Source organism: Mycobacterium sp. NPDC003323 (assembly GCF_053589535.1).
In genome coordinates this window covers 162,911-187,387 of record NZ_JBSFSB010000004.1, presented here as the reverse complement: position 1 = coordinate 187,387, position 24,477 = coordinate 162,911, and the positions used below count along the sequence as shown (strand labels likewise).

The following is a 24,477-nucleotide window of genomic DNA, read 5'->3' as shown; positions in this document are numbered from 1 at the left end:
TCGAGCGGTCCGTTGGTGCCAACCGCTCGCCGCATGTGCCCGGCCCGCCCCGCCCGAACCCGCAGGGTCCGCCCCGGCCCGGCCGTCCGAGCCCGCAGGGCCCGACGCGTCCCAACCCGTCCGGCGGCATCCCCGATGACCGCAAGACCGCGCTGATCCCGCCGGTGCGCACGGGCGCCGACGGCGTCGCGCCGCACCTGCGTGACCCCATCGACGTCGTCAAGGCCGCACTCGACGGTGGCCCGCCACGCAAGCCGCCGCCACCGGGCGGACCCGGTGGGCCCGGCGGCCCGGGATCCGGACCCAGACCGCCCCGCAAGTTCCAGTGGAAGTGGGTGCGCCGCGCGGCCTATGCCGCGCTGGTGGTGTTCCTGGTGCTGCCCGCCATCACGTTCGGCATGGCGTACATGATCGTCGACGTCCCCAAACCCGGGGATATCCGCACCGCGCAGGTCTCGACCATCCTGGCCAGCGACGGCAGCGAGATCGCCAAGATCGTTCCGCCGGAAGGCAACCGGGTCGACGTCAAGATCGACCAGATCCCGGTGCACGTCCGCGATGCGGTGATGGCCGCCGAGGACCGCGACTTCTACTCCAACCCCGGCTTCTCCTTCACCGGGTTCGCCCGCGCCTTCCTGAACAACCTGTTCGGCAGCAGCGGTGGCCTGCAAGGTGGGTCGACCATCACCCAGCAGTACGTGAAGAACGCGCTCGTCGGAGATGAGCGATCCGGTCTCGGCGGCATCGTGCGCAAGGCCAAGGAACTCGTCATCTCCACCAAGATGGCCGGCGAATGGTCCAAGGACCAGGTGCTGGAGTCCTACCTGAACATCATCTATTTCGGCCGCGGCGCCTACGGTGTCTCGGCCGCAGCGCAGGCCTATTTCGGTAAGCCGGTCGAGCAGCTCAACGTCGCCGAGGGCGCGTTGTTGGCGGCGCTGATCCAGCGGCCGTCGACCCTGGACCCGGCCGTGGACCCCGAGGGTGCCGCCGACCGGTGGAACTGGGTGCTCGACGGCATGGTCGAGATCGGCGCGCTGTCGCCGGCCGATCGCGCCGCGCAGGTGTTCCCGCCGACGGTGCCGCCGGACTTCGCCAGCCAGGCCAACCAGACCACCGGCCCCAACGGCCTGATCGAACGCCAGGTGACCAAGGAACTGCTCGAGCTCTTCGACATCAACGAGCAGACCCTGAACACCGAGGGCCTCAAGATCACCACAACCATCGACCCGCAGGCCCAGCAGGCCGCCGAGGAGGCGGTCGCCGAGACCTTGGAGGGCCAGGACCCGGATATGCGGACGGCGGTCGTCTCGATCGACCCGCGCACCGGCGGGGTCAAGGCCTACTACGGCGGATCCGATGCCAACGGTTTCGACTTCGCCCAGGCCGGTCTGCCCACCGGGTCGTCGTTCAAGGTCTTCGCGTTGGTCGCCGCGCTGCAGCAGGGCATCGGGCTCGGTTACAACATCGACAGCTCGCCGCTGGAACTCAACGGCATCAAGATCGGCAACGTCGAGGGCGGCAGCTGCGGCAGCTGCAATATCGCCGAGGCGCTCAAGCGGTCGTTGAACACCAGCTACTACCGGCTGATGCTGAAGCTGCAGAACGGTCCGCAGGATGTCGCCGACGCCGCGCACCAGGCCGGTATCGCCGAGAGCTTCCCCGGGGTGGATCACACCCTGAGCGAGGACGGCCAGGGCGGCCCGCCCAACAACGGCATCGTGCTCGGGCAGTACCAGAGCCGCGTCATCGACATGGCCTCGGCGTACGCCACGCTGGCGGCCTCCGGCGTCTACCACCGCCCGCACTTCGTGCAGAAGGTGGAGGACTCCGCGGGCAACGTCCTGTTCGACGCCGGCGAGCAGGGCGACGAGGGCGAGCAGCGCATCGAGGCCGATGTCGCCGACAACGTGACCGCCGCGATGCAGCCCATCGCCGGGTACTCCAACGGCCACAACCTGGCCGGCGGACGGCCGTCGGCCGCCAAGACCGGCACCAACCAGCTCGGCGACACCGGCGCCAACCGGGACGCCTGGATGGTCGGCTACACGCCGTCGCTGTCCACGGCCGTCTGGGTCGGTACCACCACCGGTGACAAGCCGCTGGTCAACGAGTGGGGCGGCGCGGTGTACGGCTCGGGTCTGCCGTCCGATATCTGGAAAGAGACGATGGACGGTGCGCTCGACGGCACCGACAACGAGTCGTTCCCCAAGCCGTCGGAGATCGGCGGATACGCCGGTCCGCCCGCCGCCGCGCCGGCCCCGCCGCGACCGGCGGACACGCCCGTTCCGCCGCCGCCGTCGGAGACGGTGATCCAGCCGACGCTGGAGATCGCGCCCGGGTTGACCATCCCGTGGGGACCGCCGACCACCGTGCCGGTCGGTCCGCCACCACCGGGTGATCCGAACGTGCCGCCACCGCCCGGCCAGCCCGGTCCGCCGGTGCCGCCCGGGCAGCCGGTACCGCCCGGCCCGCTCCCGCCGCCGTGACCGACGGCGACGGGACGGTCTCGCCGGCTCTGCCGGCCGGAACTGTCTCGCCGGCTCCGCCGGCCGAAGACCGGCGGACGCTGGATGGCCGGGACATGCCCAGCCGTAACGACGCGATCGGCTCGGCACTGTCGACGACGATCGGCGGGCCGGTCGGCCGGCATGCGCTGATCGGCCGGACCCGGTTCATGACGCCGCTGCGGGCGATGCTGCTGATCGCCCTGGTCTTCCTGGCGCTGGGCTACTCGACCAAGGCCGCCTGCCTGCAGTCCACCGATACCGGCACCGCCGCCCAGCGCGTCGCCAACTGGGACAACCAGCGCGCCTACTACTCGCTGTGCTACTCGGACACGGTTCCGCTCTACACCGCGGAACTGTTGAACCAGGGAAAGTTCCCCTACAAGTCCAGCTGGATCGAGAAGGACGCCGACGGTAAGCCGCACGTCGTCTACGACGGCAGCGAGCCCGTGCGCTACATGGAGTATCCAGTGCTCACCGGCATCTACCAGTACCTGTCGATGACGCTGGCCAAGACGTACTCGGCGCTGACGACGGTGGCCTCGGTGCCGCTGGTGGCCGAGGTGGTGATGTTCTTCAACATCTCGGCGTTCGGGCTGGCGCTGGCCTGGCTGGTGACCGTGTGGGCGACCGCGATGTTGGCCGGCCGGCGCATCTGGGACGCCGCGTTGGTGGCCGCTTCACCGCTGTTGATCTTCCAGATCTTCACCAATTTCGACGCGCTGGCGGTGGCGTGCGCGACGGCCGCGATGTTGGCCTGGGCACGGCGTAAGCCGGTGCTGGCCGGTGCCCTGATCGGTATCGGGGTGGCTTTGAAGCTGTACCCAGCGTTGCTGCTCGGTCCGCTGTTGGTGCTGTGTCTGCGCACCGGCAAGATGCGCGAGTTCGGCCGCACCGCGGTCACCGCGCTGCTGACCTGGGTGCTGGTGAATCTGCCGATTCTGGTGCTGTTCCCGCGCGGGTGGTCGGAGTTCTTCCGGCTGAACTCGCGCCGCGGCGACGATATGGACTCCATCTACAACGTGGTCAAGTCGTTCACGGGGTGGCAGGGATTCGATCCGGGACTGGGTTTCTGGGAGCCGCCGACGGTCACCAATGCGGTGACGGCAGTGCTGTTCCTGCTGTGTTGCGCGGCGATCGCGTGGCTGGCGCTGACCGCGGCGCAGCGGCCGCGGTTCGCCCAGTTGGCCTTCCTGGTGGTGGCGGCGTTCCTGCTGACCAACAAGGTGTGGAGCCCGCAGTTCTCGCTGTGGTTGGTGCCGCTGGCCGTGCTGGCGCTGCCGCACCGTCGGATCCTGTTGGCGTGGATGACCATTGACGCGTTGGTGTGGGTACCGCGGATGCTCTATCTGTACGGCGAGCAGAACCGCGGGCTGCCCGAGCAGTGGTTCACCACGACGGTGCTGCTGCGCGATATCGCGGTGGTGGCGCTGGTGGTGCTGGTGGTCCGGCAGATCCGCAGGCCCGATTCGGACCTGGTGCGGTTGCGCGGCAGCATCGACGACCCGTCCGGCGGGGTGTTCGACCGGGCGCCGGACAATCCGCCGGGGTGGCTGCCGTCGTGGCTGCGGCCGGCCGCGCCCGCTGTTGTTGACGCTGCGCCCGTGTCGGCAAGGGTCGACTGACCGCCTTGGGCGCAGCGTCAATCTCCGCAGGCGCCGACGGTGCACACAGATTGAGAATTCCGCCGCTTTCCCGTTCTGAATGCACCGTCGATGCGTGGCCGGCCCGCGATTTCGCAGATCACGGCCCGTTCCTGTACCTTGGAGCGGTTGCCGACGCAGGCGACCCTCCTGCCACGGACCGTCCGTGGCCGCACCAGACCATAGGAGGTGATGGGTTCCTTATGCGTCCATACGAAATCATGGTCATCCTTGACCCCACTCTCGACGAGCGCACCGTAGCTCCCTCGCTGGAGACGTTCCTCAACGTCGTCCGCAAGGACGGTGGCAGCGTTGACAAGGTCGACATCTGGGGCCGCCGCCGGCTGGCCTACGAGATCGCCAAGCATGCCGAGGGCATTTATGCGGTCGTCGACCTGAAGGCCGAGCCCGCGACCGTGTCCGAGCTGGACCGTCAGCTCAACCTGAACGAGTCCGTGCTGCGCACCAAGGTGATGCGGACCGACAAGCACTGAGTTGGTTGACGGGGCTGTGCGCGTCGGAGCACTTCCGTAGGCTCGCCTGCGACTGCTCTCACGCACACTCCGCTTTGACTAGACGCCCAGGAGGACCTCGTGGCTGGTGACACCGTCATCACTGTTATCGGAAACCTGACCGCCGACCCGGAATTGCGGTTCACACCGTCCGGCGCGGCCGTCGCGAACTTCACCGTGGCTTCCACGCCGCGGACGTTCGATCGTCAGACCAATGAGTGGAAGGACGGCGAAGCGCTGTTCCTCCGCTGCAACATCTGGCGTGAGGCTGCCGAGAACGTGGCCGAGAGCCTCACCCGCGGATCGCGGGTCATCGTGTCGGGTCGGCTCAAGCAGCGGTCCTTCGAAACCCGTGAGGGCGAGAAGCGCACCGTCGTGGAGCTCGAGGTCGACGAGATCGGTCCCTCGCTGCGTTACGCCACGGCCAAGGTCAACAAGGCCAGCCGCGGTGGCGGTGGCGGCGGATTCGGCGGCGGTGGTGGCGGAAACAGTGGCGGCGCCCCGCGCGGCGGCGGTTCCGATCAGCAGCCCAAGGACGATCCGTGGGGCAGCGCCCCCGCGGCCGGTTCCTACAGCGGCAGCGACGACGAACCGCCCTTCTGACAACGCTTTACATCATTTGAGAAAGAGATAGATCCATGGCCAAGTCCAGCAACAAGCGGCGGCCGGCGCCCGAGAAGCCGGTCAAGACCCGCAAGTGCGTGTTCTGCTCCAAGAAGGGCAAGAACCAGAACATCGATTACAAGGACACCGCGCTGCTGCGCACCTACATCAGCGAGCGCGGCAAGATCCGTGCCCGTCGGGTGACCGGCAACTGCGTCCAGCATCAGCGCGACGTCGCCGTCGCCGTCAAGAACGCCCGCGAGGTGGCTCTGCTGCCGTTCGGCTCGTCGACGCGGTAGGGGAGAGATACACGATGAAGCTGATTCTCACCGCTGAAGTCGAGCACCTCGGTATCGCCGGCGACACCGTCGAGGTCAAGGACGGCTACGGCCGTAACTTCCTGCTGCCCCGCGGCCTGGCCATCGTGGCCAGCCGTGGCGCCGAGCGTCAGGCCGCCGAGATCCGCCGTGCCCGCGAGATCAAGGAAGTCCGTGGCGTCGAGCACGCCAACGAGCTCAAGACCGCGCTCGAGGGTCTGGGCGCCGTGACGCTGCCGGTGAAGGCCGCTGCCGACAGCGGCAAGCTGTTCGGCTCGGTCACCCCGGCCGCGGTCGTCACCGCCATCAAGAAGGCCGGCGGCCCGAACCTGGACAAGCGCACCGTCGAACTGCCCAAGGCTCATATCAAGGCCACCGGCACGCACCAGATCGGTGTGAAGTTGCACCCCGGCGTCACCGCCGCGGTCGCGCTGAACGTCACCGCCGAGTAGCTCACGCAGTCAAACGCCCGGGTGGGGAGCTTCGTGCTCGCCACCCGGGCGTTGCTGTATCCGTCAGCGAACAAGTTCTGGAAACTTACCCACAGCAACGTCAACCTGCTGTTAACCTCGTTGGCCTTTCGGGGCAACGCAACACGCCCGAAAGGGCAACCCGCCGAGACACGCCCAACCTTTTGATGTCCACAGCCGCGGAATCCCGGAAACCGGCGCTGACCTGCCGTGGTCGTGGTAGTCCGACAGTTCATCCACAGGTTCTCCCCAGCCCGTCAACACGGCGCGCCGGGGCTGTCCACACGCCATCCACAACTCTACTAACAAGGCCCGATTGCGTGCCGCCGAGCAAAGCCTTACGTTGACCGTCGCAGGTGCGTCGACAGCTTTGTCGGTGGGCCGCTGTAGCGTGTTGATCGAACGTATTTGCGATAGATCTGATAGTGGAGGTGGGGGCGCTTCGTGGCTGTCGTAGACGACTTCAGTCATCCCGGTGGACACTCCGATCTGCAGGAGCCGCCGCGCGAGGACATCGGCCGCCAACCCCCGCAGGACATGGCTGCCGAGCAGGCGGTGCTGGGCGGCATGCTGCTGTCCAAGGACGCGATCGCCGACGTCCTGGAGAAGATGAAGCCGGCCGATTTCTACCGACCCGCGCACCAGGATGTGGCCGAGGTGATCCTCGACCTCTACGACCGCGGTGAGCCCGCCGACGCGGTCACCGTCGCCGCCGAGCTGGACCGCCGGGGTCAGCTGCGCCGCATCGGCGGTGCGCCGTACCTGCACACCCTGATCTCCACCGTGCCGACGGCCGCCAACGCCGGCTACTACGCCACCATCGTGGCGGAGAAGGCGCTGCTGCGTCGCCTGGTCGAGGCGGGCACCCGGGTGGTCCAGTACGGCTACGCCGGGGCCGACGGCGCCGACGTGGCCGATGTGGTGGACCGGGCGCAGGCCGAGATCTATGACGTCACCGAGAATCGGAACCAGTCCGAGGATTTCGTGGCGCTGGAAGACCTCCTGCAGCCGACCATGGACGAGATCGACGCCATCGCCTCCCAGGGCGGTATCGCGCGCGGCGTGCCCACCGGGTTCACCGATCTGGACGAGATCACCAACGGGCTGCACGCCGGGCAGATGATCATCATCGCGGCCAGGCCTGGCGTTGGGAAGGCGCTGGCGCTGGATACGCCGCTGCCGACGCCGACCGGGTGGACCACCATGGGTGATGTCGCGGTGGGGGATGAGTTGCTGGGTGCCGACGGCGAGCCCACCCGGGTGGTCGCCGAGAGCGGCATCTTGCTCGGTCGCCCGTGCTACGAGGTCGAATTCTCCGACGGCACCGTGATTGTCGCCGACGCGCAGCATCAGTGGCCGACGGGCTTCGGGGTGCGCTCCACCATTCAGCTGCGCTCCGGGCTGGATACCGTGGCGCCGGCCGGGTCGCCCGTGCCGTCCTCGCACGGAACCGCCACGGTGCTGGCGCCGCCGCTGCAGATCGTGGAGGTGCGGCGCGTCGACAGCGTGGCCGTGCGCTGCGTGCAGGTGAACAACCATGCGCACCTGTATCTGGCCGGTCGTGGCATGGTGCCCACTCACAACTCCACACTGGGCCTGGACTTCATGCGGTCCTGCTCGATCAAGAATCAACTGGCCAGCGTCATCTTCTCGCTGGAAATGAGCAAGTCCGAAATCGTCATGCGACTGCTGTCGGCCGAGGCGAAGATCAAGCTCGGCGATATGCGCTCCGGGCGGATGAGCGATGACGACTGGACCCGCCTGGCCCGCCGGATGAGCGAGATCTCCGAGGCACCGCTGTACATCGACGACTCACCGAACCTGACGATGATGGAGATCCGGGCCAAGGCGCGACGTCTCAAGAAGAAGGCCGATCTACGACTTATCGTCGTCGACTACCTACAGCTGATGAGCTCGGGCAAGAAGTACGACTCGCGCCAGCAAGAAGTTTCGGACTTCTCCCGAAGCCTGAAGCTGATGGCCAAGGAACTCGACGTCCCGGTGATCGCGATCAGTCAGCTGAACCGTGGTCCCGAGCAGCGCACCGACAAGCGGCCGCAGGTGTCCGATCTTCGCGAGTCGGGTTGCCTGACCGCCAACACCCGAATCCTGCGGGCCGACACCGGTGCCGAGGTCACCTTCGGTGAGTTGATGGCGACCGGCGAGCGGCCGCTGGTGTGGTCGCTCGACGAGCGCAAGCGCATGGTGGCCCGGCCGATGACCAATGTGTTCTACAGCGGGCATAAGGAGGTCTTCAAGCTGCAGCTGGCGTCTGGCCGCGAGGTGGAGGCCACAGCCAACCATCCGTTCATGACACTGGATGGCTGGGTGTCGTTGGGCGACTTGACCGTCGGGGACAAGCTTGCGACGCCGCGGATGGTGCCCGAGCCGGTGCACACCGAGCGGATGGATGAGTCCGAGATCGTGATGCTGGCGCACATGATCGGCGACGGCTCGTGCGTGAAGCGTCAGCCGATCCGGTACGCGTCGATCGACGAGGAGAACCTCGTCGCCGTGGCCCGGGCCGCCACCCACTTCGGGATCACCGCGGTGCGCGACGACTACCCGGCGGCGCGGGTAACCACGCTGCGGATGCCGGCGCCGTACCGGTTGACCCATGGCAAGCGGAACCCGATCGCGGCCTGGCTGGACTCGCTGGGACTGTTCGGGCTGCGGAGCTACGAGAAGTTCGTGCCGAAGCCGGTTTTCGCGCTGCCGAATGATCAGGTGGCGCTGTTCCTGAAGCATCTGTGGGCCACCGACGGGGCGGTGCGCTGGGATGCCAAGGTCGGACAGGGCCGGATCTACTACGCCACCACCAGCCGGCAGCTCGCCGATGACGTGGTGCAGTTGTTGTTGCGTGTCGGGGTGTACGCGCGGATCAAGCGGGCCCAGAAAACAGGGTACCGGGACTGCTGGCATGTGCTGATCTATGGCGGCGAGAATCAGAAGCGCTTCCTGACCGATGTCGGTGTGCACGGTGCGCGGGGTGTGCTGGCGCGCGATGTGTTGAGCCATCTGACGGCCATCAGCTGCAACACCAACCTGGACACCGTGCCGAAAGAGGTTTGGCAGCAAGTCAAGTCGGCGTTGGTCCGCGAAGGGATGACGCGCCGGCAGTTTGCCGCGGCGATGGCGATGGGTACGCAGTTCTGCGGCTCTACGATGTGGAAGCACTCGCCGAGCCGAGCACGGCTGCGCCGTGCAGCCACCTTGCTGAAGGACGAGGCGCTGCACGACCTGGCGACCAACGACGTGTTCTGGGACGAGATTGTCGAGATAACCAGCATCGGTATGCATGACGTGTTCGACGGGACTGTCGACGGAACACATAACTTTGTGGCGCAGGGCATTTCGGTCCATAATTCACTAGAACAGGATGCCGACATGGTGATGCTCTTGCATCGGCCGGATGCGTTCGACCGGGAGGACCCGCGTGGCGGCGAGGCCGACATCATCCTCGGCAAGCACCGGAACGGTCCGACCGCGAATATCACTGTGGCGCACCAGCTTCACTTGTCGCGGTTTACGAACATGGCGCGGTAAGTCGGGCTCTCTTGTGGCTTCCCGAGTTTAATGTCCAAATCCCAACTCAAATGTCCAGACGATGTCCAATTGGACATGAAAGTGGGATTTTCAGTGTTCCCGTACGCGCCCTAGCGAGGACGCGCACCTCCTGCCCGGCGCATAGGGACGACCCTCCTCAACGACGACAAAATGGACACGCAATTGAAAGTCCCGTTTCGGCTTAATCGGCTGTCCCAAACATGCTGTCATGGAGCAGGATTCGCGCTTCAGGCGTCAGGCGGAACCGATAAGGGTCTTTGAAGAGTGTCGAAAGAGCCACGAATCACCGCAACCGCGGCCAGCTAGCACCGCCGAACCGAGACGTGGGATTTCGTCGGCTGATCCAGGTGTCCCGGCGGCCAGTGGCCGACGGCCTCAGCGCGAGGCGCGGGCGTCCAGGATGGCCTCGGGCCCGATGTCTCCGCGATCGATCAACGCCTGCTCGTGCTCGGCGACGCGGCTCGCCGTCCTCTGGTGGAACGTCTTGCCACGGCTGCTGAGATACACGCGGATCTTGCGTCGGTCGGCGCCGTCGACCTCGCGGTAGGTCAGGGCGTTGGAGATCAGCTTGTCGACCACCCGGGTCAGGGTCGCGCTGTTGGTGCCGGTGCGCTCCACCAGCTCCGTCATCGTCAGTCCGTTCTCGTCGCGTAGGACCTGCAGGACCAGCCAGTGATCGGTGGCCAGGCCGCTGGGCTTCAGGAGCGTGTCCAAGTCGGCGGCCAGCACCCGTGCGGCCCGCGTCAACGTTACGGCCAAGTTTCCCATCGCCTGCCCCCTTGCTCAAGAAGGTCTCATCTTAAATACTTTCATCTGAGATGATAGACCCACCCCGGCGGGAACGGCCGTCGGACTTCACCATCGCGATGGTGGTGCCGCTGCAGGGCACCGCCGGTCTTTTCGGGCCCTCGTGCGAATCGATGAGTGACCTGGTGGTCCACGACCTGAACGCCGGCGGCGGCATCCTGGGCCGCGAGGTGAAGGCCATCCTGGTGGACGGCGGTGACCAGCCTGCCCGGGTCGCCGCCGAGGTGGACGCGCTGATCTCGGACGGCAGCGTCGATGCCGTCACCGGCTGGCACATCTCGTCGGTGCGCCACGCGTTGGCTCCGGTGGTGACTGATCGGGTGCCGTACGTCTACCCGGCGCTCTACGAGGGTGGTGAGACCCGGGGCGGTATCTACTGCGGCGGCGAGACGCCGCGCATCCAGATCGAGCCGGCGCTGCGGTGGATGCGTGAGCAGATGGGTCTGCGGCGCTGGTTCGTGGTCGGTGACGACTACGTCTGGCCACGGCGCTCGTCGCTGGCTGTCGATTCGTACGCGCGCGAACTCGGCCTCGAGGTTGTGGGCCAGGCGTTTGTCGACCTCGGTGATCACCAGGTCAACCAGGTGATCAAGAAGATCTCGACCACCGACTGCGACGGTGTTCTGATGTTGCTGGTGGGTCAGGACGCGGTGGCGTTCAACCGGGCGTTCGCCAAGGCGGGTCTGGATCAGCAGTTGGTACGGTTCACGCCGTTCATGGACGAGAACATGGTGCTGGCCAGCGGGCCTGCCGCCACCACCAATCTCTTCGTGTCGGCGTCGTACTTCCGGTCCCTGGTCGACGCCAATTCGATGGATCTGACGAGTCGGTACAACGCGTTGCATCACCTGGGCGCGCCACCGATCACGGTTGTATCCGAATCCTGTTACGAAGGTGGGTATCTGCTCGCAAATCTGGTCGAGCGGGCCGGCTCCACAGCGGTGTCCGACATCGACGCCGCCATGGACGGAACTGCCTACGACGGACCGCGGGGTACGGTCGAGTTCCGGGGTGGGCGCGCGCACCAGGCGGTGCATCTGGCGGTGGCCAACGGGCTGGACCTGGAGATCGTTACCACGTTGAAACCTCTGCGCTGACCGCGTGCTCCGATTCTCCGCGTTGACAGTTGCCTCCAGATAAAATACTTTCATTTGAGTATAACGATCGTGGCTGATCCGCCCGCTCGTGCCGGCACCCGCAGGAGCTCAAATGCCTTTCGTCACCGACCGCATGCAGGAGTTCAACCATGCTTCTGCTCAGAACCATTCTGCGGGAGCAGGTTTCGACCCGGTGGCGCTGGCCGCCAGGCTCGGCGACACCATTCTGGGGCAGTCCGGTGCCGTCGAGGCTGTGGTGCGCGCCCTCACCCTGTCGTGGGTGGGCCTCACCGACCCCGGTCGGCCGCTGGCCAATCTGCTGTTCGTCGGGCCCACCGGAGTGGGCAAGACCGAACTGGTCAGGTGCATCGCCGCTGAACTGCGATCCGGTCCCGACGACATGTGCCGTATCGACATGAACGCCTTGGCCCAAGAGCATTACGCCGCGTCGTTGTCGGGTGCGCCGCCTGGATACTCCGGCAGCAAGGAGTCGCACAGCCTGTTCGACCGCTCCATCGTCGAGGGCGACCTGTACCGGCCGGGCATCGTCTTGTTCGACGAGATCGAGAAGGCCGACCCCACCGTGCTCAGAGCCCTGCTGCAGATCCTCGACCACGGCGAACTCCGGCTGGCCAACGGCCAGCAACGCATCTCGTTCCGCAACAGCTTCGTGTTCCTGACGTCCAACCTGGGATCGAAAGAGGTTGCGCAACTGCAGCAACGGCAACGTCGACGGCTTCGGTGGGGCAGTCGTGCCGCCGATCACCAGACGGTGATCGTCGAGGCGCTCGAGCGGTTCTTCGACCCGGAGTTCTTCAACCGCATCGACGAGACGGTCGTCTTCGACGCGCTGGACCCGGTGTCGGCCGGGGCGGTCACCCGGCGCGAGATCGGCCTGCTGAAAGCGAAGCTGCGGCGCCGCTCGGTCGAACTGACGGTCGACGATTCCGTGGTGGAGATGCTGATCGACCGCGGTTTCGATCCGGTGTACGGCGCGCGGGGCCTCAAGCGGGTGCTGCGCGTGCACCTGCATGAACCCATCGCACAGAAACTGGTTGAGTCGGGCCACCGCAGCGGTGTGCCCGTGGAACTACGAGCCGTCGCGTCGTCGCGGGGCGTCGAGGTGACGGCCGAACAGATCGAGCCACAGCTGGACATGCGTGAAGGGATTGCAGGATGAGAGTTGACGAGTACGCCGGCTTCGACGCCGTGGGGCTGGCCCGCCTGTTGGCCGACGGACAGGTCGGCGCCGCCGAACTCGCCGAGGTCGCGGCTGCGGCAATCGACGCGGTGAACCCGCGGATCAACGCAGTGATCGAGACCTGGCAGGCCGATCCCGACGTGGTGTCGGCGGCCGGACCGTTGGCAGGTGTCCCGTTCCTGGTCAAGGACCTGGGCGTGGCACTGGCGGGTCGACGCAACGAACTGGGCAGCCGGCTGGCCGAAGGCAACGTCGCAACAGCTAATTCTGTTCTGGCGCAGCGGTTCGTCGATGCCGGTCTGGTGCCGTTGGGGCGCACTACCACACCTGAGTTCGCCTGGAGCACCATCACCGAGTCCGTGCTGGCGGGCATCACCCGCAACCCATGGGATCTGTCCCGGTCACCGGGCGGATCAAGCGGTGGAGCCGCGGCGATCGTCGCCGCGGGTGCGGTCCCGCTGGCGCACGCCACCGACGCGGCGGGATCGATTCGCATCCCCGCTGCCAGCTGCGGTGTGTTCGGGCTGAAGCCGGGGCGGGGGCGGGTGAGCAACGGGCCCGCTCTCGACGAAGCCGTCAGCGGTCTGGCCGCCCAGCTGGGCGTCAGCCGGTCGGTGCGTGACAGCGCGGCCCTGCTGGACGCGGTGTCCGGCGCCGATCCCGGCGCACCGTTTAACCTCGCTGCGCCGCAGCAGTCCTATCTGTCGGCCACCCAGGAAGATCCGGCGGGGCTGCGGATCGCGCTGATGCTGGACAGCTGGGGCGGCCTACCGGTCACTGCGGCCGTGCGTCAGGCCACCTCGGCTGTGGCGGCCCTGTGTGAAGATCTCTCCCATCGGGTCGAGCAGGCCGTCCCGAACCTCGGAGTGGGGTGGCACCAGTTCGTCGCCGACAGCGCCGTGCTGTGGTCGGCGAATGTGGCCGCCTGGATCGACGACGCGGCCTCGGCCACCGGCCGGCCCGTCGACCACACCATGCTTGAGCCGCAGACCCTGGCGGTGCACCGCACGGGTCGGGCACTGACCGCCGTCGACGTGATCCGCGCCCTGGATGCCCGCAACACCCTCACCCGCACCGTCGCACCGTTCTTCGACACGTTCGACGTGTTGCTCACGCCGACGTTGCCGGATGTCGCTGTGCCGGTGGGGGAGTACACCGCGTCCACCGATGATCTCGACGGATTCCGCTGGACCGACCGCCTGTTCACCGGTTCGCCATTCACCGCTTTCGCCAACGCAGCCGGACTCCCCGCGATGACGGTCCCGCTGTCGTCGGATCCGGTCAGTGGTCTGCCCATCGGTGCACACTTCGTCGCGCGGCAGGGCGGCGAGAGGATGCTGCTCCAGCTGGCCGCTCAACTGGAGCGCGCGGCCTCGTGGGCTGACCGCCGTCCACCGGTATGGGCGGGGGCCCTGGGCTGAAGGGCCACTCGCACGTCACCGTGGACGTCGCCGTGGACACGTTCAAGGCGCTCGCCGATCCCGTGCGGCTGGACCTGTTGCGGTGCGTCGCGGCGATCGACGAAATGGCCTGCACCGATCTGGTGGCGCGATCGAACGTGTCGAAGTCCACGGTGTCCTATCACATGAAGGCACTGCGCAACGCCGGGCTGATCGACGTGCGCAAGGATGGCCGGAACTATTTCTACCGGTACCGGTCCGACGGACTCACGGTGTTGTCGGCCACCCTCGCTCAGATCGGGCGTTGAGCTGTCCTGGCCAGGTGCTCGAAGAGCAGTCGTGTTGTGGCCGTGGGGTTCTGATCCACGAAGAAATGCCCGCCGTCGATGGCGGCGGTTTCCAACCGGCTGCAGCGGGGTGCCCAGACGTCGGTGATGTGGTGCCGGCGGGCGATCAGACCCCGGGATCCCCACACTGCAAGGGTGGGGCAGCGGGTAGTGCGGCGCAGATCCGCCGCGTCGTGTTCCACGTCGATGGTCAGAGCGGCGCGGTAGTCCTCGCAGGAGGCCCGGATCATTTCGGGATCGGACCAGCATCGGCGGTATTCGGAAAGCTGTTGTGCTGGAAACTCATCCACCGACCCGGCACCCCAGGTGGCAACGCTGGCGCCGAAGAAGAAGTCCGGATCGGCGCCGATCAGAGTCTCGGGCACCGGATGCGGCAGGCTCAGGAAGTACCAGTGCCAGTACCCCGTCGCCATGGCGTGGTCGACATCGGTCACCATGGTGTGAGTCGGCACGATGTCCAGCAGCGTCAGCGACAGAATGGCGTCGGGGAAGTCCAGCGCGGCGCGGTGTGCACAGCGTGCGCCGCGGTCGTGGCCCACCAGGTGGAAGCGGTCGAATCCCAACCGGGACATCAACTGCACCTGGTCGGTGGCCATGGCGCGAAACGAGTAGGTGGAGTGGTCCGGCGCCGAGGCCGGCTTGCTGGAATCCCCGTATCCACGAAGGTCGGCGCACACCACGGTGTAGCGCGACGACAGTGCTGCGGCCACCGGAGCCCACATCGCCAGCGTCTGCGGATACCCGTGCAACAGCAGCACCGGCGGCCCCTGGCCTCCGACGCGGCAGTGCACCGTGGCGCCGTCCACCGCGAGAAACCTGTCGTCGAAGCCGTCGAACAGGGGAACGATCATGCTCCTCTCCATCAAAAGGCGGCGCACACAACCATTTCGGTTGATTGCGCCGCCTCCCTCGGATCAGGCCTCGACGGACTTCTCGTAGGGGATGGTGCCCACCGGGCAGTCCGCCACACCGATGGTGTCGCGGGTGAAGCTCTCGACGTTCTCTCTGGCCTTCTCGGCGTCGGTCACCCACAGGCGGTAGAAGTCGAAGGGGCATTCGGCGATGCCCCGGTCGCCGTCGCCGGCGGCGTTCACGCCGGAGTAGCCGCGGTGCAGCAGCTTGAACAGGTGGTTGGTGGACTGATCGCTCTGGCGGGCCTCCCTGATGGCCGACACCGACAGCTGTGCGAACTGCATCCCGAACTCCTCGGTCCCGGTCTCACCCAGGGTGCGCCCGTCGAACCCGATGATCGAGGAGTGGCCGAAGTAGGTGTACACACCGTCGAAGCCGGCAGCGTTGGCCACCGCGACATAGACGTTGTTGGACCATGCCATGGCTTTGGCCATGGTGACGGTCTGCTCCACCGCCGGGTACATGTAGCCCTGGCAGCGCACGATCAGTTCGGCGCCCTTCATGGCGCAGTCCCGCCAGATCTCGGGGTAGTTGCCGTCGTCGCACACGATCAGCGAGACCTTCAGCCCCTTGGGGCCGTCCACCACGTAGGTGCCGTCGCCGGGGTACCAGCCTTCGATCGGCGTCCAGGGCAGGATCTTTCGGTACTTCTGCACGATCTCACCGCGGTCGTTGATCAGGATCAAGGTGTTGTAGGGCGGCTTCTTGGGATGCTCTTCGTGTCGTTCGCCGGTGATGCTGAACACGCCCCAGGTGCCGGCGTCGCGGCAGGCGGCCGAGAAGATCTCGGTCTCGGGTCCGGGCACCGTCGTCGCGGTGTCGTACATCTCCTGCTCGTCGTACATGATCCCGTGCGTGGAGTACTCGGGGAACACGATCAGGTCCAGCCCCGGGAAGCCGGGTTTCACGCCGCGGACGATCTCGGCGATCTTGTGCGCGTTCTCGATCACCTCGGCGGTGTTGTGCAGGCGGGGCATCTTGTAGTTGATCACCGCCACCCCGACGGTATCCGGGCTCGACGTGATGTCGCCATGACGCATGGTGCTTCTCCTTGTGTGTTGTGTGGTTACTTCGTGGTGGTGCATGAGGGAAAACGTTGGGACTCAGCTGACCTCAGCAAGCTGGCGGTGAGATCCGGCGCCGACGGGCGCCGGTGCGCGCCGGCTCAGGGCGGCAGCCACGCCGACGAGCACGACCACCGTGGCGGCCAGCGTGACGGTGGCGCCCGGGGTGGGCCGGAACCCGGCGAGCAGCGACAGCGCGGGGACGGTGCAGGTGGCCTGGCTGAGCAGGATCGTCGACCACCCGGTGAACGCGGTGACGGCGGTGCGCTCGAGGGCGAACAGCACGAAGAACAGGCCCCACAGCAGCGCCCAGCTCAGCCACAGCACTGCCGAGAACAGGTCGCGCACCACGTAGGCCGACACCACGGCGTAGCTGAGAGCCGCGACGGCCACGAACAACGAGAACCAGCCCAGTCCGCGCAGGTCGAGCCCGGTCAGGCCGGCGACGCCGACGTAGAGATAGGTGAACCCGAATAGGTACAACCCGGAGGCCTGGAGTAGCAGTGCGCTGTCGGCTCCGGCCTGCAGTATGAGGGTGGTGGGGATCACGCACTGCAGCGCTCCGACGAAGAGGTTCATCGGGGCCGCGGCGCGCAGGCTGATGATTCCCAGTAGTGAGAGTCCGTTGAGCAGTAACACCGCTCCGACGTAGAGCAGTCCAACGTTGGACATCCGAAACCTCCATCGAGTTCATATGAAAAACTCTCAAATGAGAGTAAGTGATGATCATCACTTCGTCAATGGGTCGGAGGTCAAAGTCCCAGGTATTGCTCAAACGCACTGCTGTGCAACGTTATTTGAACCGCTCGTTTGAAACGTGCTGTCGCCCGGAAACATTGACGCAATACCGTCCGGTGTGCTGTTCTTCCAACGTCGCAAGTCCATCGAACAATCGTGAGGAGTCGTCGATGACGACCACCCAACTGGAGCGGGCCTCCGTCGCCGATCCGAACTCCGGCCTCCATGACATCGGTACCCTCCCGCCGTTGGGCGTGGTCCCCACCCACATGCATGCGCAGGTGATCCGACCGCATCGTTACGGTGATGTGGCGCAGGCATTTCAGCCCGAAGTGGTGCCGACACCCCGGATCGGTCGCGGCGAGGTGCTCGTCGCCGTCATGGCCGCCGGCGTCAACTACAACAATGTCTGGGCGGCGCGCGGCTATCCGGTGGACCAGGTGGCCACCCGGCAGCGGCGCGGAGAGGCCGAGGATTTCCACATCGGTGGCTCGGACGCCTCGGGCATCGTGTATGCCGTCGGCGACGGTGTGCAGGGTGTCGACATCGGCGACCAGGTGGTGATCCACCCCGGCGTGTGGGACGCCGATGATCCCTGGATCGCCGGCGGCGGTGATCAGATGATTGCCCCGAGCGCCAGGATCTGGGGGTACGATACCAACTACGGCTCCTTCGGCCAGTTCGCCCGCGTCCAGGCCCATCAGCTGCTTCCCAAGGCCGCACACCTCAGTTGGGCCGAGGCGGCCGCACCGACCCTGGTCGGCACCACGGCCTACCGGATGTTGCACGGCTGGGCGGGCAACACCGTGGCGCAGGGTGACCTGGTTCTCGTCTGGGGTGGCTCCGGTGGACTGGGCACCCAGGCCTGCCAGCTGGTCCGGGAAGCCGGTGGTCGTGCCGTCGCAGTGGTCTCCGATGACGACCGTGGCCGGTACGCCATGGAATTCGGCGCCATCGGCTACATCAACCGGCGCGAGTTCGACCACTGGGGCGTCCCGCCCCTGGTGGACGACGCGGCAGGTCAGAAAGTGTGGACCGCGGGAGCGCGGGCCTTCGGCAAGGCGATCTGGGGCATCGCAGGATCGCGCGAAGATCCCGCCATCGTCTTCGAGCATCCCGGTGCCGCCACGGTTCCCACCAGTGGATTCGTGTGCCGTCCCGGAGGCATGGTTGTGATCTGCGCGGGGACAACGGGTTTCGATGCCATGGTGGACCTGCGTTACCACTGGACTCGGCAGAAGCGGTTCCAGGGGTCGCACGGCACCAACGACGCTCAGGCCGTGGCGTACAACCAACTGGTTCTCGATCGGAAGATCGACCCGGGCCTGGGCCGGGTGCTGCCGATGTCCGACATCGGCCTGTCGCACGCGCAGATGAGTCGCGGTGAGGAGGTTTTCGGCAACACCGTGCACCTCGTGGGCGCCGACTCTCCCGACCAGGGCCGGGTCTGAGCATGCGGGCCTGGCGGGTCACCCGGCACGGCGACCCCAGGGACGTACTGCGTCTCGACGAGGTCGAGCCACCTGCGCCGGCCGCGGATCAGGTCGAGGTGGCCGTGCTGGCGGCGTCGTGTAACTTCGCCGACGTCCTGCTGTGCCGAGGACGCTACCAGCAGCGCCCGGCTCTGCCGTTCACCCCGGGTCTGGAGGTGTGCGGCCGGGTCACCCGCGTCGGGCCGGGGGCGGACACCGCACTCGTCGGTGCCCGAGTGGTCGGCCAACCGCTGCTGCCACACGGCGGTTTTGCCGAGACGGCGCTACTGCGTGCCCAGCACTGCCACCTCGTTCCGCCCGATGTCGACGACCTGACGGCGGCCACCGCGCATCTGACCCAGCTCACCGCCTGGCTGGGCCTGCACCGGCGTGGGGCGGTGCAGGCGGGGGAGACGGTGGTCGTCACCGCCGCCGCCGGCGGTGTCGGGTCGGCGGCCGTACAGATCGCGCGCGCCGCGGGAGCCGTCGTCATCGCCGTCACGTCCGGACCTGACAAAGCCGCCACTGCACGACGTCTGGGGGCACACCACGTCGTCGACCGGTCCGGTGATGTCATCGGAGACATCCGGCGACTGGCACCGCACGGCGTGGATGTCGTCTTCGAATCGGTGGGCGGGCAGGCCTTTGCGCAGGCCACCAGATACGTCGCCTTCGAAGGCCGCATCATCGTCGTGGGCTTCGCCGGCGGCGACACCCCGCGCGCCGCACTCGACCACACGATGGTCAAGAACTACACCATCGCAGGACTGCACTGGTCGCTGTACCGCGACCACCACCCGAGCCTGGTCCGTGAGGGCCAGAACGCCGTCTTTGCGCTGCTGGCCGCGGGACAGCTCACCCCCGACGTCACCCCAGTGCCCTTCGCCGATCTCCCGACAGCGCTCGAACAGCTTGCTGCCGGGCGCATCCGTGGCAAGGCCGTCATCACCGTCGACAAGAACCAGGACACCCCATGACCACGTACCGCCACCTCCACGTCGAACACCGCGGCACGGTCGCCGTCATCACCCTCGACCGGCCGAAATCGCTGAACGCACTGTGCAACCAACTGACCGAGGAACTTACGGCGGCATTGGACGCCACGGAGGCCGACGACGGTATCGGCGCGGTGGTGTTGACCGGGAGCGCCAAGGCCTTCGCCGCCGGGGCTGACATCGCAGAGATGCAACCGAAGTCGTTCGCCGAGGTGTATCTCGAGGACTTCATCACCAGCAGCTGGGAACGGCCGGCCACAGTACGCAAACCCATCATCGCCGCAGTGGCCGGCTACGCCCTCGGGGGCGGCGCCGAGCTGGCGATGAGCTGCGACTTCATCATCGCCGCGGACACCGCGAAATTCGGCCAGCCCGAGATCACCATCGGCATCCTGCCCGGCGCCGGCGGAACCCAACGCCTCACCCGCGCGGTCGGGAAATCCAAGGCCATGGACATGGTGCTGACCGGACGCACCATCGACGCCGAGGAAGCCGAGCGCATCGGACTGGTGGCGCGTGTGGTGCCCGCCGCCGCGCTGGTCGACGAGGCGGTGGCGGCGGCGGTGAAGATCGCCGGCTACTCGCGGCCGGCGGTGCTGATGGCCAAGGAAGCGGTCAACAGCGCATTCGAAACCCCTCTGCGCGAGGGCCTTCGATTCGAACGGCGACTGTTCCACGCGGCGTTCGCCACCGACGGCCAGAGCGAGGGCATGGCGGCGTTCCTCGACAAGCGCACCCCCACCTTCAACCACCGATGATGACGAAGGAGCACCCGACCATGGTCGCACCCATTGCACTGCCGCGTGTCCTGCGGATCGGCGGCGGCGCCGTCCAGCACATCGGCGACGTCGCCCGTCAACTCGGAGTGAGCCGCCCACTGGTGGTCACCGACGCTTTCCTGGTGGGCACCGGCGCCGCGTCCACCGTGATAGAGAGCCTCGAGGCCGCCGGCCTGCAACCACACCTGTTCGACGGGACGGTGCCCGATCCCACCACCGACTCGCTGCAGGCCGGACTCACAGCCATCGCCGGCCACCGCTGCGACGCGGTGATCGGCTTCGGCGGCGGCAGCCCCATGGACACAGCGAAGGCACTGAGCCTGCTGGCCGGCCGGCGTGGTCAGATGCGCGACTACAAAGCCCCGCATGACAACCGCGACGGCGCCCTGCCCATCATCGCCGTGCCCACAACCGCGGGAAGTGGCTCCGAGGCCACCCAATTCACCGTCATCAGCGACAGCGCCTCGGATGAGAAGATGCTCTGCACCGGCTTGGCATTCCTGCCCACCGCCGCGGTGATCGACTACGAGCTCACCCTGTCGATGCCGGCCCGGCTCACCGCTGACACCGGCGTCGATGCACTCACCCACGCCATCGAGGCCTATGTCAGCAGACGGGCCAACGCCTTCGCCGACACCATGGCGCTCGCGGCCGTCGCCACCATCGGCCGGTACCTGCGGCGCGCGTACACCGACGGCGGCGACACCGAAGCCCGCGAGCAGATGATGCTTGCCGCCACCCAGGCCGGCATAGCGTTCTCGAATTCCAGTGTTGCGCTGGTGCACGGGATGAGCAGGCCCATCGGGGCGCACTTCCACGTCGCGCACGGACTGTCCAACGCCATGCTGTTCCCGGCGATCACCGCGTTCTCGGTGAGCGCGGGTCGCGCGCGGTATGCCGACTGTGCCCGTGCCTTCGGCGTGGCCGGTGATTCCGACGGCGACGCCGTGGCCGCCGACAGTCTGGTGTCGGCATTGCAGGAACTGTGCGCCGACGTCGAGGTGCCCACCCCGCGCGCCTACGGCATCGACCCGTCGCGCTGGGAAGCGCTAATACCCGTCATGGCGCAGCAGGCGATCGCCTCGGGTTCGCCGGCCAACAATCCGCTGATCCCCACCGAGGAGCAGATCCGTGACCTCTACGCCCAGATCTACGGTTGAGCGCCGTGACGTCCTGGCCGGCGTCACCGACAACATCGGCACCATCGAATTGAACCGGCCGGCGGCCCTCAATGCGCTGACCACCGAGATGGTGCGCGACATCCAGGCAGCCCTGACGGACTGGCAGGCACACCCGCTGACGGCGGTGCTGATCACCAGCGCACACCCGGAGGCCTTCTGCGCGGGCGGTGACATCCGGGCCGTCCGCGCCAATGTCCTGGCAGGTGAGTTCGACTGCAACACCCAGTTCTTCGACACCGAGTACCGCCTCAACCTGCACCTGTCCCGGTACCGGACCCCGGTGATCGCGCTGATCGACGGGATCTGCATGGGCGGCGGCCTCGGTCTGTCGGTGCACGGGGCCTTCCGGGTGGTCACCGAGAACGCGGTGCTGGCCATGCCGGAGACGTCTCTCGGCTTCTTCCCCGACATCGGGGCCAGCCATTTCCTGTCCCGACTGGCCGGTGGACTGGGCGCGTACATCGGCCTGACCGGGTGCCGGTTGACGGCTGCGGACGCGCTGTACTCGGGATTGGCCACGCATTGTGTCGGTTCCGCAGAACTGGCGCAGGTGCCTGCCCGATTGGCCGATTCGCCCGGCACCCCGGTACACCAGGTCCTCGCAGGTCTGCAGCAGGAGCTGCCGCAAGACAGTGACCTACAGCGTCACCGGTCGGCGGTCGACCGGTGCTTCACGGCCACCACTGTCGACCAGGTACGGGCGCGGTTGCGTGCGGAGGGCAGCTCGTGGGCCGAGGCCACGCTGGACACCTTGGATCGGCGTTCACCGCAGAGCCTCGCGCTGACGCTCACGCTGCTGGGGTGGGGTAGGCAACTCGACCTCGCGGACTGCCTGGCCATGGAACTGGCCGCCGCCGAAGCAGTCACCAGAACTCCCGATTTCGCCGAGGGTGTCCGCGCCGTCCTGGTGGACAAGGACCAGCAGCCTCGCTGGGTTGCCCACAGCCCGTTCGAATTTCGTCCGCGATGAGAAAGCCGATCCCATGACCGACGCCTACACCGAAGTCCACCGCCACAGTCTGGCCGCGCCGCACGAGTTCTGGCGAACAGCTGCCGAGGCCATCGACTGGGCGAGCGCACCGACGGTGATCCTGGAGGACACCACCTGGTTCGCAGACGGCACCCTGAACACGGCCTTCAACGCGTTGGACCGGCACGTGCTGCAGGGGCGTGGATCAGCCCCGGCGCTGATCCACGACTCCCCGGTCACCGGAGGCCGGCTCACCTTGACCTACGGCGAGTTGCTGCAGAATGTCAAAGACACTGCTGCGGCGCTGCTTTCGCTTGGGGTGCGGACAGGTGACCGGGTGCTGATCTACTGCCCGATGATCCCCGAGGCCGTCATCACCATGCTGGCGTGTGCACGTATCGGCGCTGTGCACGTGGTGGTGTTCGGTGGCTTCGCGGCCGCGGAGCTGGCCACCCGCATCGACGACGCCCGCCCCGCCGTCATCGTCGCCGCCTCCTGCGGCGTCGAACCCACCCGGGTGGTCGAGTACAAGCCCATCCTGGACCAGGCGCTGGTCCTGGCGCAGCATCAACCGCAGTCCTGCGTGATCCTGCAGCGCCCGCAGGCGCGGGCCGCACTGCGGGACGGCGACGTCGACTGGCACCACCTGATGTCCACCGTCGCGGGAAGCGACGTCGAATGCACCGCAGTGAAATCCACCGACCCGCTATACATCCTGTACACCTCGGGTACCACCGGGCGTCCGAAGGGCATCGTGCGCGACAACGGGGGACACGCGGTCGCCCTGCAGTGGTCGATGGCCAACATCTTCGGGATCGGACCGGGGGACGTGATGTTCACCGGCAGCGACATCGGGTGGGTGGTCGGGCATTCCTACATCGTGTACGGGCCGCTGCTGGCCGGTGCGGCGACGGTGCTCTACGAAGGCAAACCGGTGGGAACCCCCGATGCCGGCGCGTTCTGGCGCGTCATCGCAGAACATTCGGTGAATGCGATGTTCACCGCACCCACCGCCATCCGGGCCATCCGGCGGGATGATCCTTCGGCCGAGCTTGTTATCGCACAGGACATCTCGAGCCTACGGGCGGTCTTCCTGGCCGGCGAACGGCTGGACCCGGACACCTATCACTGGCTCGATCAGCACCTCGGCGTGCCCGTCGTCGACAACTGGTGGCAGACCGAGACCGGGTGGCCCATCGCGTCGTGCCTGCTGGGGCTTGCGCCGATGCCGACGAAGCCGGGCTCGGCCACCGTTCCCGTTCCGGGGTACGACGTGCGGGTGCTGGATGCCGACGGTGAGGTGGTCACAGCTGGCGAAGAGGGGGCGGTGTGCCTGAAACTGCCACTGCCACCGGGTGCTTCGACCACGATCTTTGGTGACCCGGACCGGTTCCACCGCGCGTATCTCAGCGCCTACGACGGCTACTACCTCACCGGGGACGGAGGCTACTTCGACCACGACGGTTACCTCTTCATCCTCGGCCGCACCGATGACGTGATGAACGTGGCAGGGCACCGGTTGTCGTCAGGGCAGATCGAAGCGGTGGTCGGCGAGCACGCGGGCGTGGCCGAGTGCGCAGTGGTGGGCGCCCACCATCCGCTCAAGGGGCAGGTGCCCCATGCGCTGGTAGTGTCGACGACATCCCATGCCGGGCATGCCGACGAGTTGTCGGACGAACTCGCGGCACTGGTGCGCGCACGCATCGGTGGCATCGCGTCGCTGTCCCGCGTCGACATCGTGCCGGGGCTGCCGAAAACCCGCTCCGGCAAGATCCTTCGGCGGATACTGCGCCAGATCGTCGACGGCGAGCAGCCCGATGTGCCGCTCACCATCGAGAACCCGGCGGTGGTTCCGTCGATCCTGGACGTGGTGCGCCGACGGTAGGCACGGGTGC

Annotated in this window: 21 protein-coding genes; 17 read left to right on the top strand and 4 right to left on the bottom strand. The window is 67.0% G+C overall.

The features are described 5' to 3' along the window. Window positions 1-35 precede the first annotated feature (35 nt). The 7 genes from ACWDUN_RS13095 (at window position 36) to ACWDUN_RS13065 (ending at window position 9,598) form a co-directional block, all read left to right on the top strand. Window positions 36-2,489, top strand: a complete 2,454-nt coding sequence (locus ACWDUN_RS13095) for a transglycosylase domain-containing protein (protein WP_449929179.1) — start codon at window positions 36-38, stop codon at window positions 2,487-2,489. A 95-nt stretch (window positions 2,490-2,584) separates the two neighbouring features. Beyond that, complete coding sequence (locus ACWDUN_RS13090; RefSeq protein ID WP_449929177.1) at window positions 2,585-4,132, top strand: glycosyltransferase family 87 protein; 1,548 nt, start codon at window positions 2,585-2,587, stop codon at window positions 4,130-4,132. A 221-nt stretch (window positions 4,133-4,353) separates the two neighbouring features. Then, a complete protein-coding gene (gene rpsF / locus ACWDUN_RS13085) occupies window positions 4,354-4,644 on the top strand; it encodes a 30S ribosomal protein S6 (protein ID WP_449929175.1) in 291 nt (96 codons plus the stop codon). 99 nt (window positions 4,645-4,743) lie between these two features. Then, entirely contained in the window at window positions 4,744-5,265 is a 522-nt protein-coding gene (locus tag ACWDUN_RS13080; RefSeq protein WP_449929174.1) for a single-stranded DNA-binding protein, read from the top strand. A 35-nt stretch (window positions 5,266-5,300) separates the two neighbouring features. Then, on the top strand, window positions 5,301-5,564 hold the full coding sequence (gene rpsR, locus ACWDUN_RS13075) for a 30S ribosomal protein S18 (RefSeq protein WP_019512180.1): 264 nt from the start codon (window positions 5,301-5,303) through the stop codon (window positions 5,562-5,564). Window positions 5,565-5,578: 14 nt separating this feature from the next. Then, the gene (rplI, locus tag ACWDUN_RS13070) at window positions 5,579-6,034 is read left to right on the top strand and encodes a 50S ribosomal protein L9 (RefSeq protein ID WP_449929168.1); all 456 of its coding nucleotides are present in this window, start codon (window positions 5,579-5,581) and stop codon (window positions 6,032-6,034) included. 462 nt (window positions 6,035-6,496) lie between these two features. Then, window positions 6,497-9,598 (top strand): replicative DNA helicase, encoded by a 3,102-nt coding sequence (locus ACWDUN_RS13065; RefSeq protein ID WP_449929166.1) that lies wholly within the window; start codon window positions 6,497-6,499, stop codon window positions 9,596-9,598. 396 nt (window positions 9,599-9,994) lie between these two features. Here the strand turns inward: ACWDUN_RS13065 and ACWDUN_RS13060 are convergent, their stop codons facing one another. Next, window positions 9,995-10,387 (bottom strand): MarR family winged helix-turn-helix transcriptional regulator, encoded by a 393-nt coding sequence (locus ACWDUN_RS13060; protein ID WP_449929164.1) that lies wholly within the window; start codon window positions 10,385-10,387, stop codon window positions 9,995-9,997. Between the two features lie 50 nt (window positions 10,388-10,437). On the opposite strand from ACWDUN_RS13060, the gene ACWDUN_RS13055 reads away from it, so the two are divergent. The 4 genes from ACWDUN_RS13055 (at window position 10,438) to ACWDUN_RS13040 (ending at window position 14,432) form a co-directional block, all read left to right on the top strand. Continuing rightward, window positions 10,438-11,523 (top strand): substrate-binding domain-containing protein, encoded by a 1,086-nt coding sequence (locus tag ACWDUN_RS13055; protein WP_449929162.1) that lies wholly within the window; start codon window positions 10,438-10,440, stop codon window positions 11,521-11,523. Between the two features lie 112 nt (window positions 11,524-11,635). Continuing rightward, entirely contained in the window at window positions 11,636-12,703 is a 1,068-nt protein-coding gene (locus tag ACWDUN_RS13050) for an AAA family ATPase (protein ID WP_449929160.1), read from the top strand. After that, window positions 12,700-14,145 carry an amidase gene (locus tag ACWDUN_RS13045; protein WP_449929158.1) on the top strand — a complete coding sequence of 482 codons (1,446 nt, stop codon included), beginning with the start codon at window positions 12,700-12,702 and terminating at the stop codon, window positions 14,143-14,145. The genes ACWDUN_RS13050 and ACWDUN_RS13045 overlap by 4 nt, the downstream gene beginning before the upstream one ends. Window positions 14,146-14,177: 32 nt before the next feature. Further along, a complete protein-coding gene (locus tag ACWDUN_RS13040) occupies window positions 14,178-14,432 on the top strand; it encodes an ArsR/SmtB family transcription factor (protein WP_449929156.1) in 255 nt (84 codons plus the stop codon). Here the strand turns inward: ACWDUN_RS13040 and ACWDUN_RS13035 are convergent. The 3 genes from ACWDUN_RS13035 to ACWDUN_RS13025 form a co-directional block, all read right to left on the bottom strand. Then, window positions 14,417-15,322: an alpha/beta fold hydrolase gene (locus ACWDUN_RS13035; protein WP_449929154.1), complete on the bottom strand. Its 906-nt coding sequence runs from the start codon at window positions 15,320-15,322 to the stop codon at window positions 14,417-14,419. The two genes, ACWDUN_RS13040 and ACWDUN_RS13035, sit on opposite strands and share 16 nt — an antisense overlap. A gap of 63 nt (window positions 15,323-15,385) precedes the next feature. Next, window positions 15,386-16,423 (bottom strand): aliphatic amidase, encoded by a 1,038-nt coding sequence (locus ACWDUN_RS13030; RefSeq protein WP_449929152.1) that lies wholly within the window; start codon window positions 16,421-16,423, stop codon window positions 15,386-15,388. A 63-nt stretch (window positions 16,424-16,486) separates the two neighbouring features. After that, window positions 16,487-17,119 (bottom strand): AmiS/UreI family transporter, encoded by a 633-nt coding sequence (locus tag ACWDUN_RS13025; RefSeq protein WP_449929150.1) that lies wholly within the window; start codon window positions 17,117-17,119, stop codon window positions 16,487-16,489. Window positions 17,120-17,355: 236 nt separating this feature from the next. Between ACWDUN_RS13025 and ccrA the strand changes: the two genes are divergently transcribed. The 6 genes from ccrA to ACWDUN_RS12995 are packed head-to-tail and all read left to right on the top strand — an operon-like array spanning window position 17,356 to window position 24,467. After that, complete coding sequence (gene ccrA / locus ACWDUN_RS13020) at window positions 17,356-18,636, top strand: crotonyl-CoA carboxylase/reductase (RefSeq protein WP_449929148.1); 1,281 nt, start codon at window positions 17,356-17,358, stop codon at window positions 18,634-18,636. Between the two features lie 2 nt (window positions 18,637-18,638). Beyond that, window positions 18,639-19,634, top strand: a complete 996-nt coding sequence (locus ACWDUN_RS13015) for an NADPH:quinone oxidoreductase family protein (protein ID WP_449929146.1) — start codon at window positions 18,639-18,641, stop codon at window positions 19,632-19,634. After that, complete coding sequence (locus ACWDUN_RS13010; RefSeq protein WP_449929144.1) at window positions 19,631-20,410, top strand: enoyl-CoA hydratase; 780 nt, start codon at window positions 19,631-19,633, stop codon at window positions 20,408-20,410. Before ACWDUN_RS13015 ends, ACWDUN_RS13010 begins: the two co-directional genes overlap by 4 nt. Window positions 20,411-20,430: 20 nt before the next feature. Further along, window positions 20,431-21,591 (top strand): iron-containing alcohol dehydrogenase, encoded by a 1,161-nt coding sequence (locus ACWDUN_RS13005; RefSeq protein WP_449929143.1) that lies wholly within the window; start codon window positions 20,431-20,433, stop codon window positions 21,589-21,591. Next, window positions 21,563-22,582 (top strand): enoyl-CoA hydratase/isomerase family protein, encoded by a 1,020-nt coding sequence (locus tag ACWDUN_RS13000; RefSeq protein WP_449929141.1) that lies wholly within the window; start codon window positions 21,563-21,565, stop codon window positions 22,580-22,582. The genes ACWDUN_RS13005 and ACWDUN_RS13000 overlap by 29 nt, the downstream gene beginning before the upstream one ends. Window positions 22,583-22,595: 13 nt before the next feature. Next, window positions 22,596-24,467, top strand: coding sequence for an AMP-binding protein (locus tag ACWDUN_RS12995; RefSeq protein WP_449929139.1), 1,872 nt, complete (start codon window positions 22,596-22,598; stop codon window positions 24,465-24,467). Window positions 24,468-24,477 lie beyond the last annotated feature (10 nt).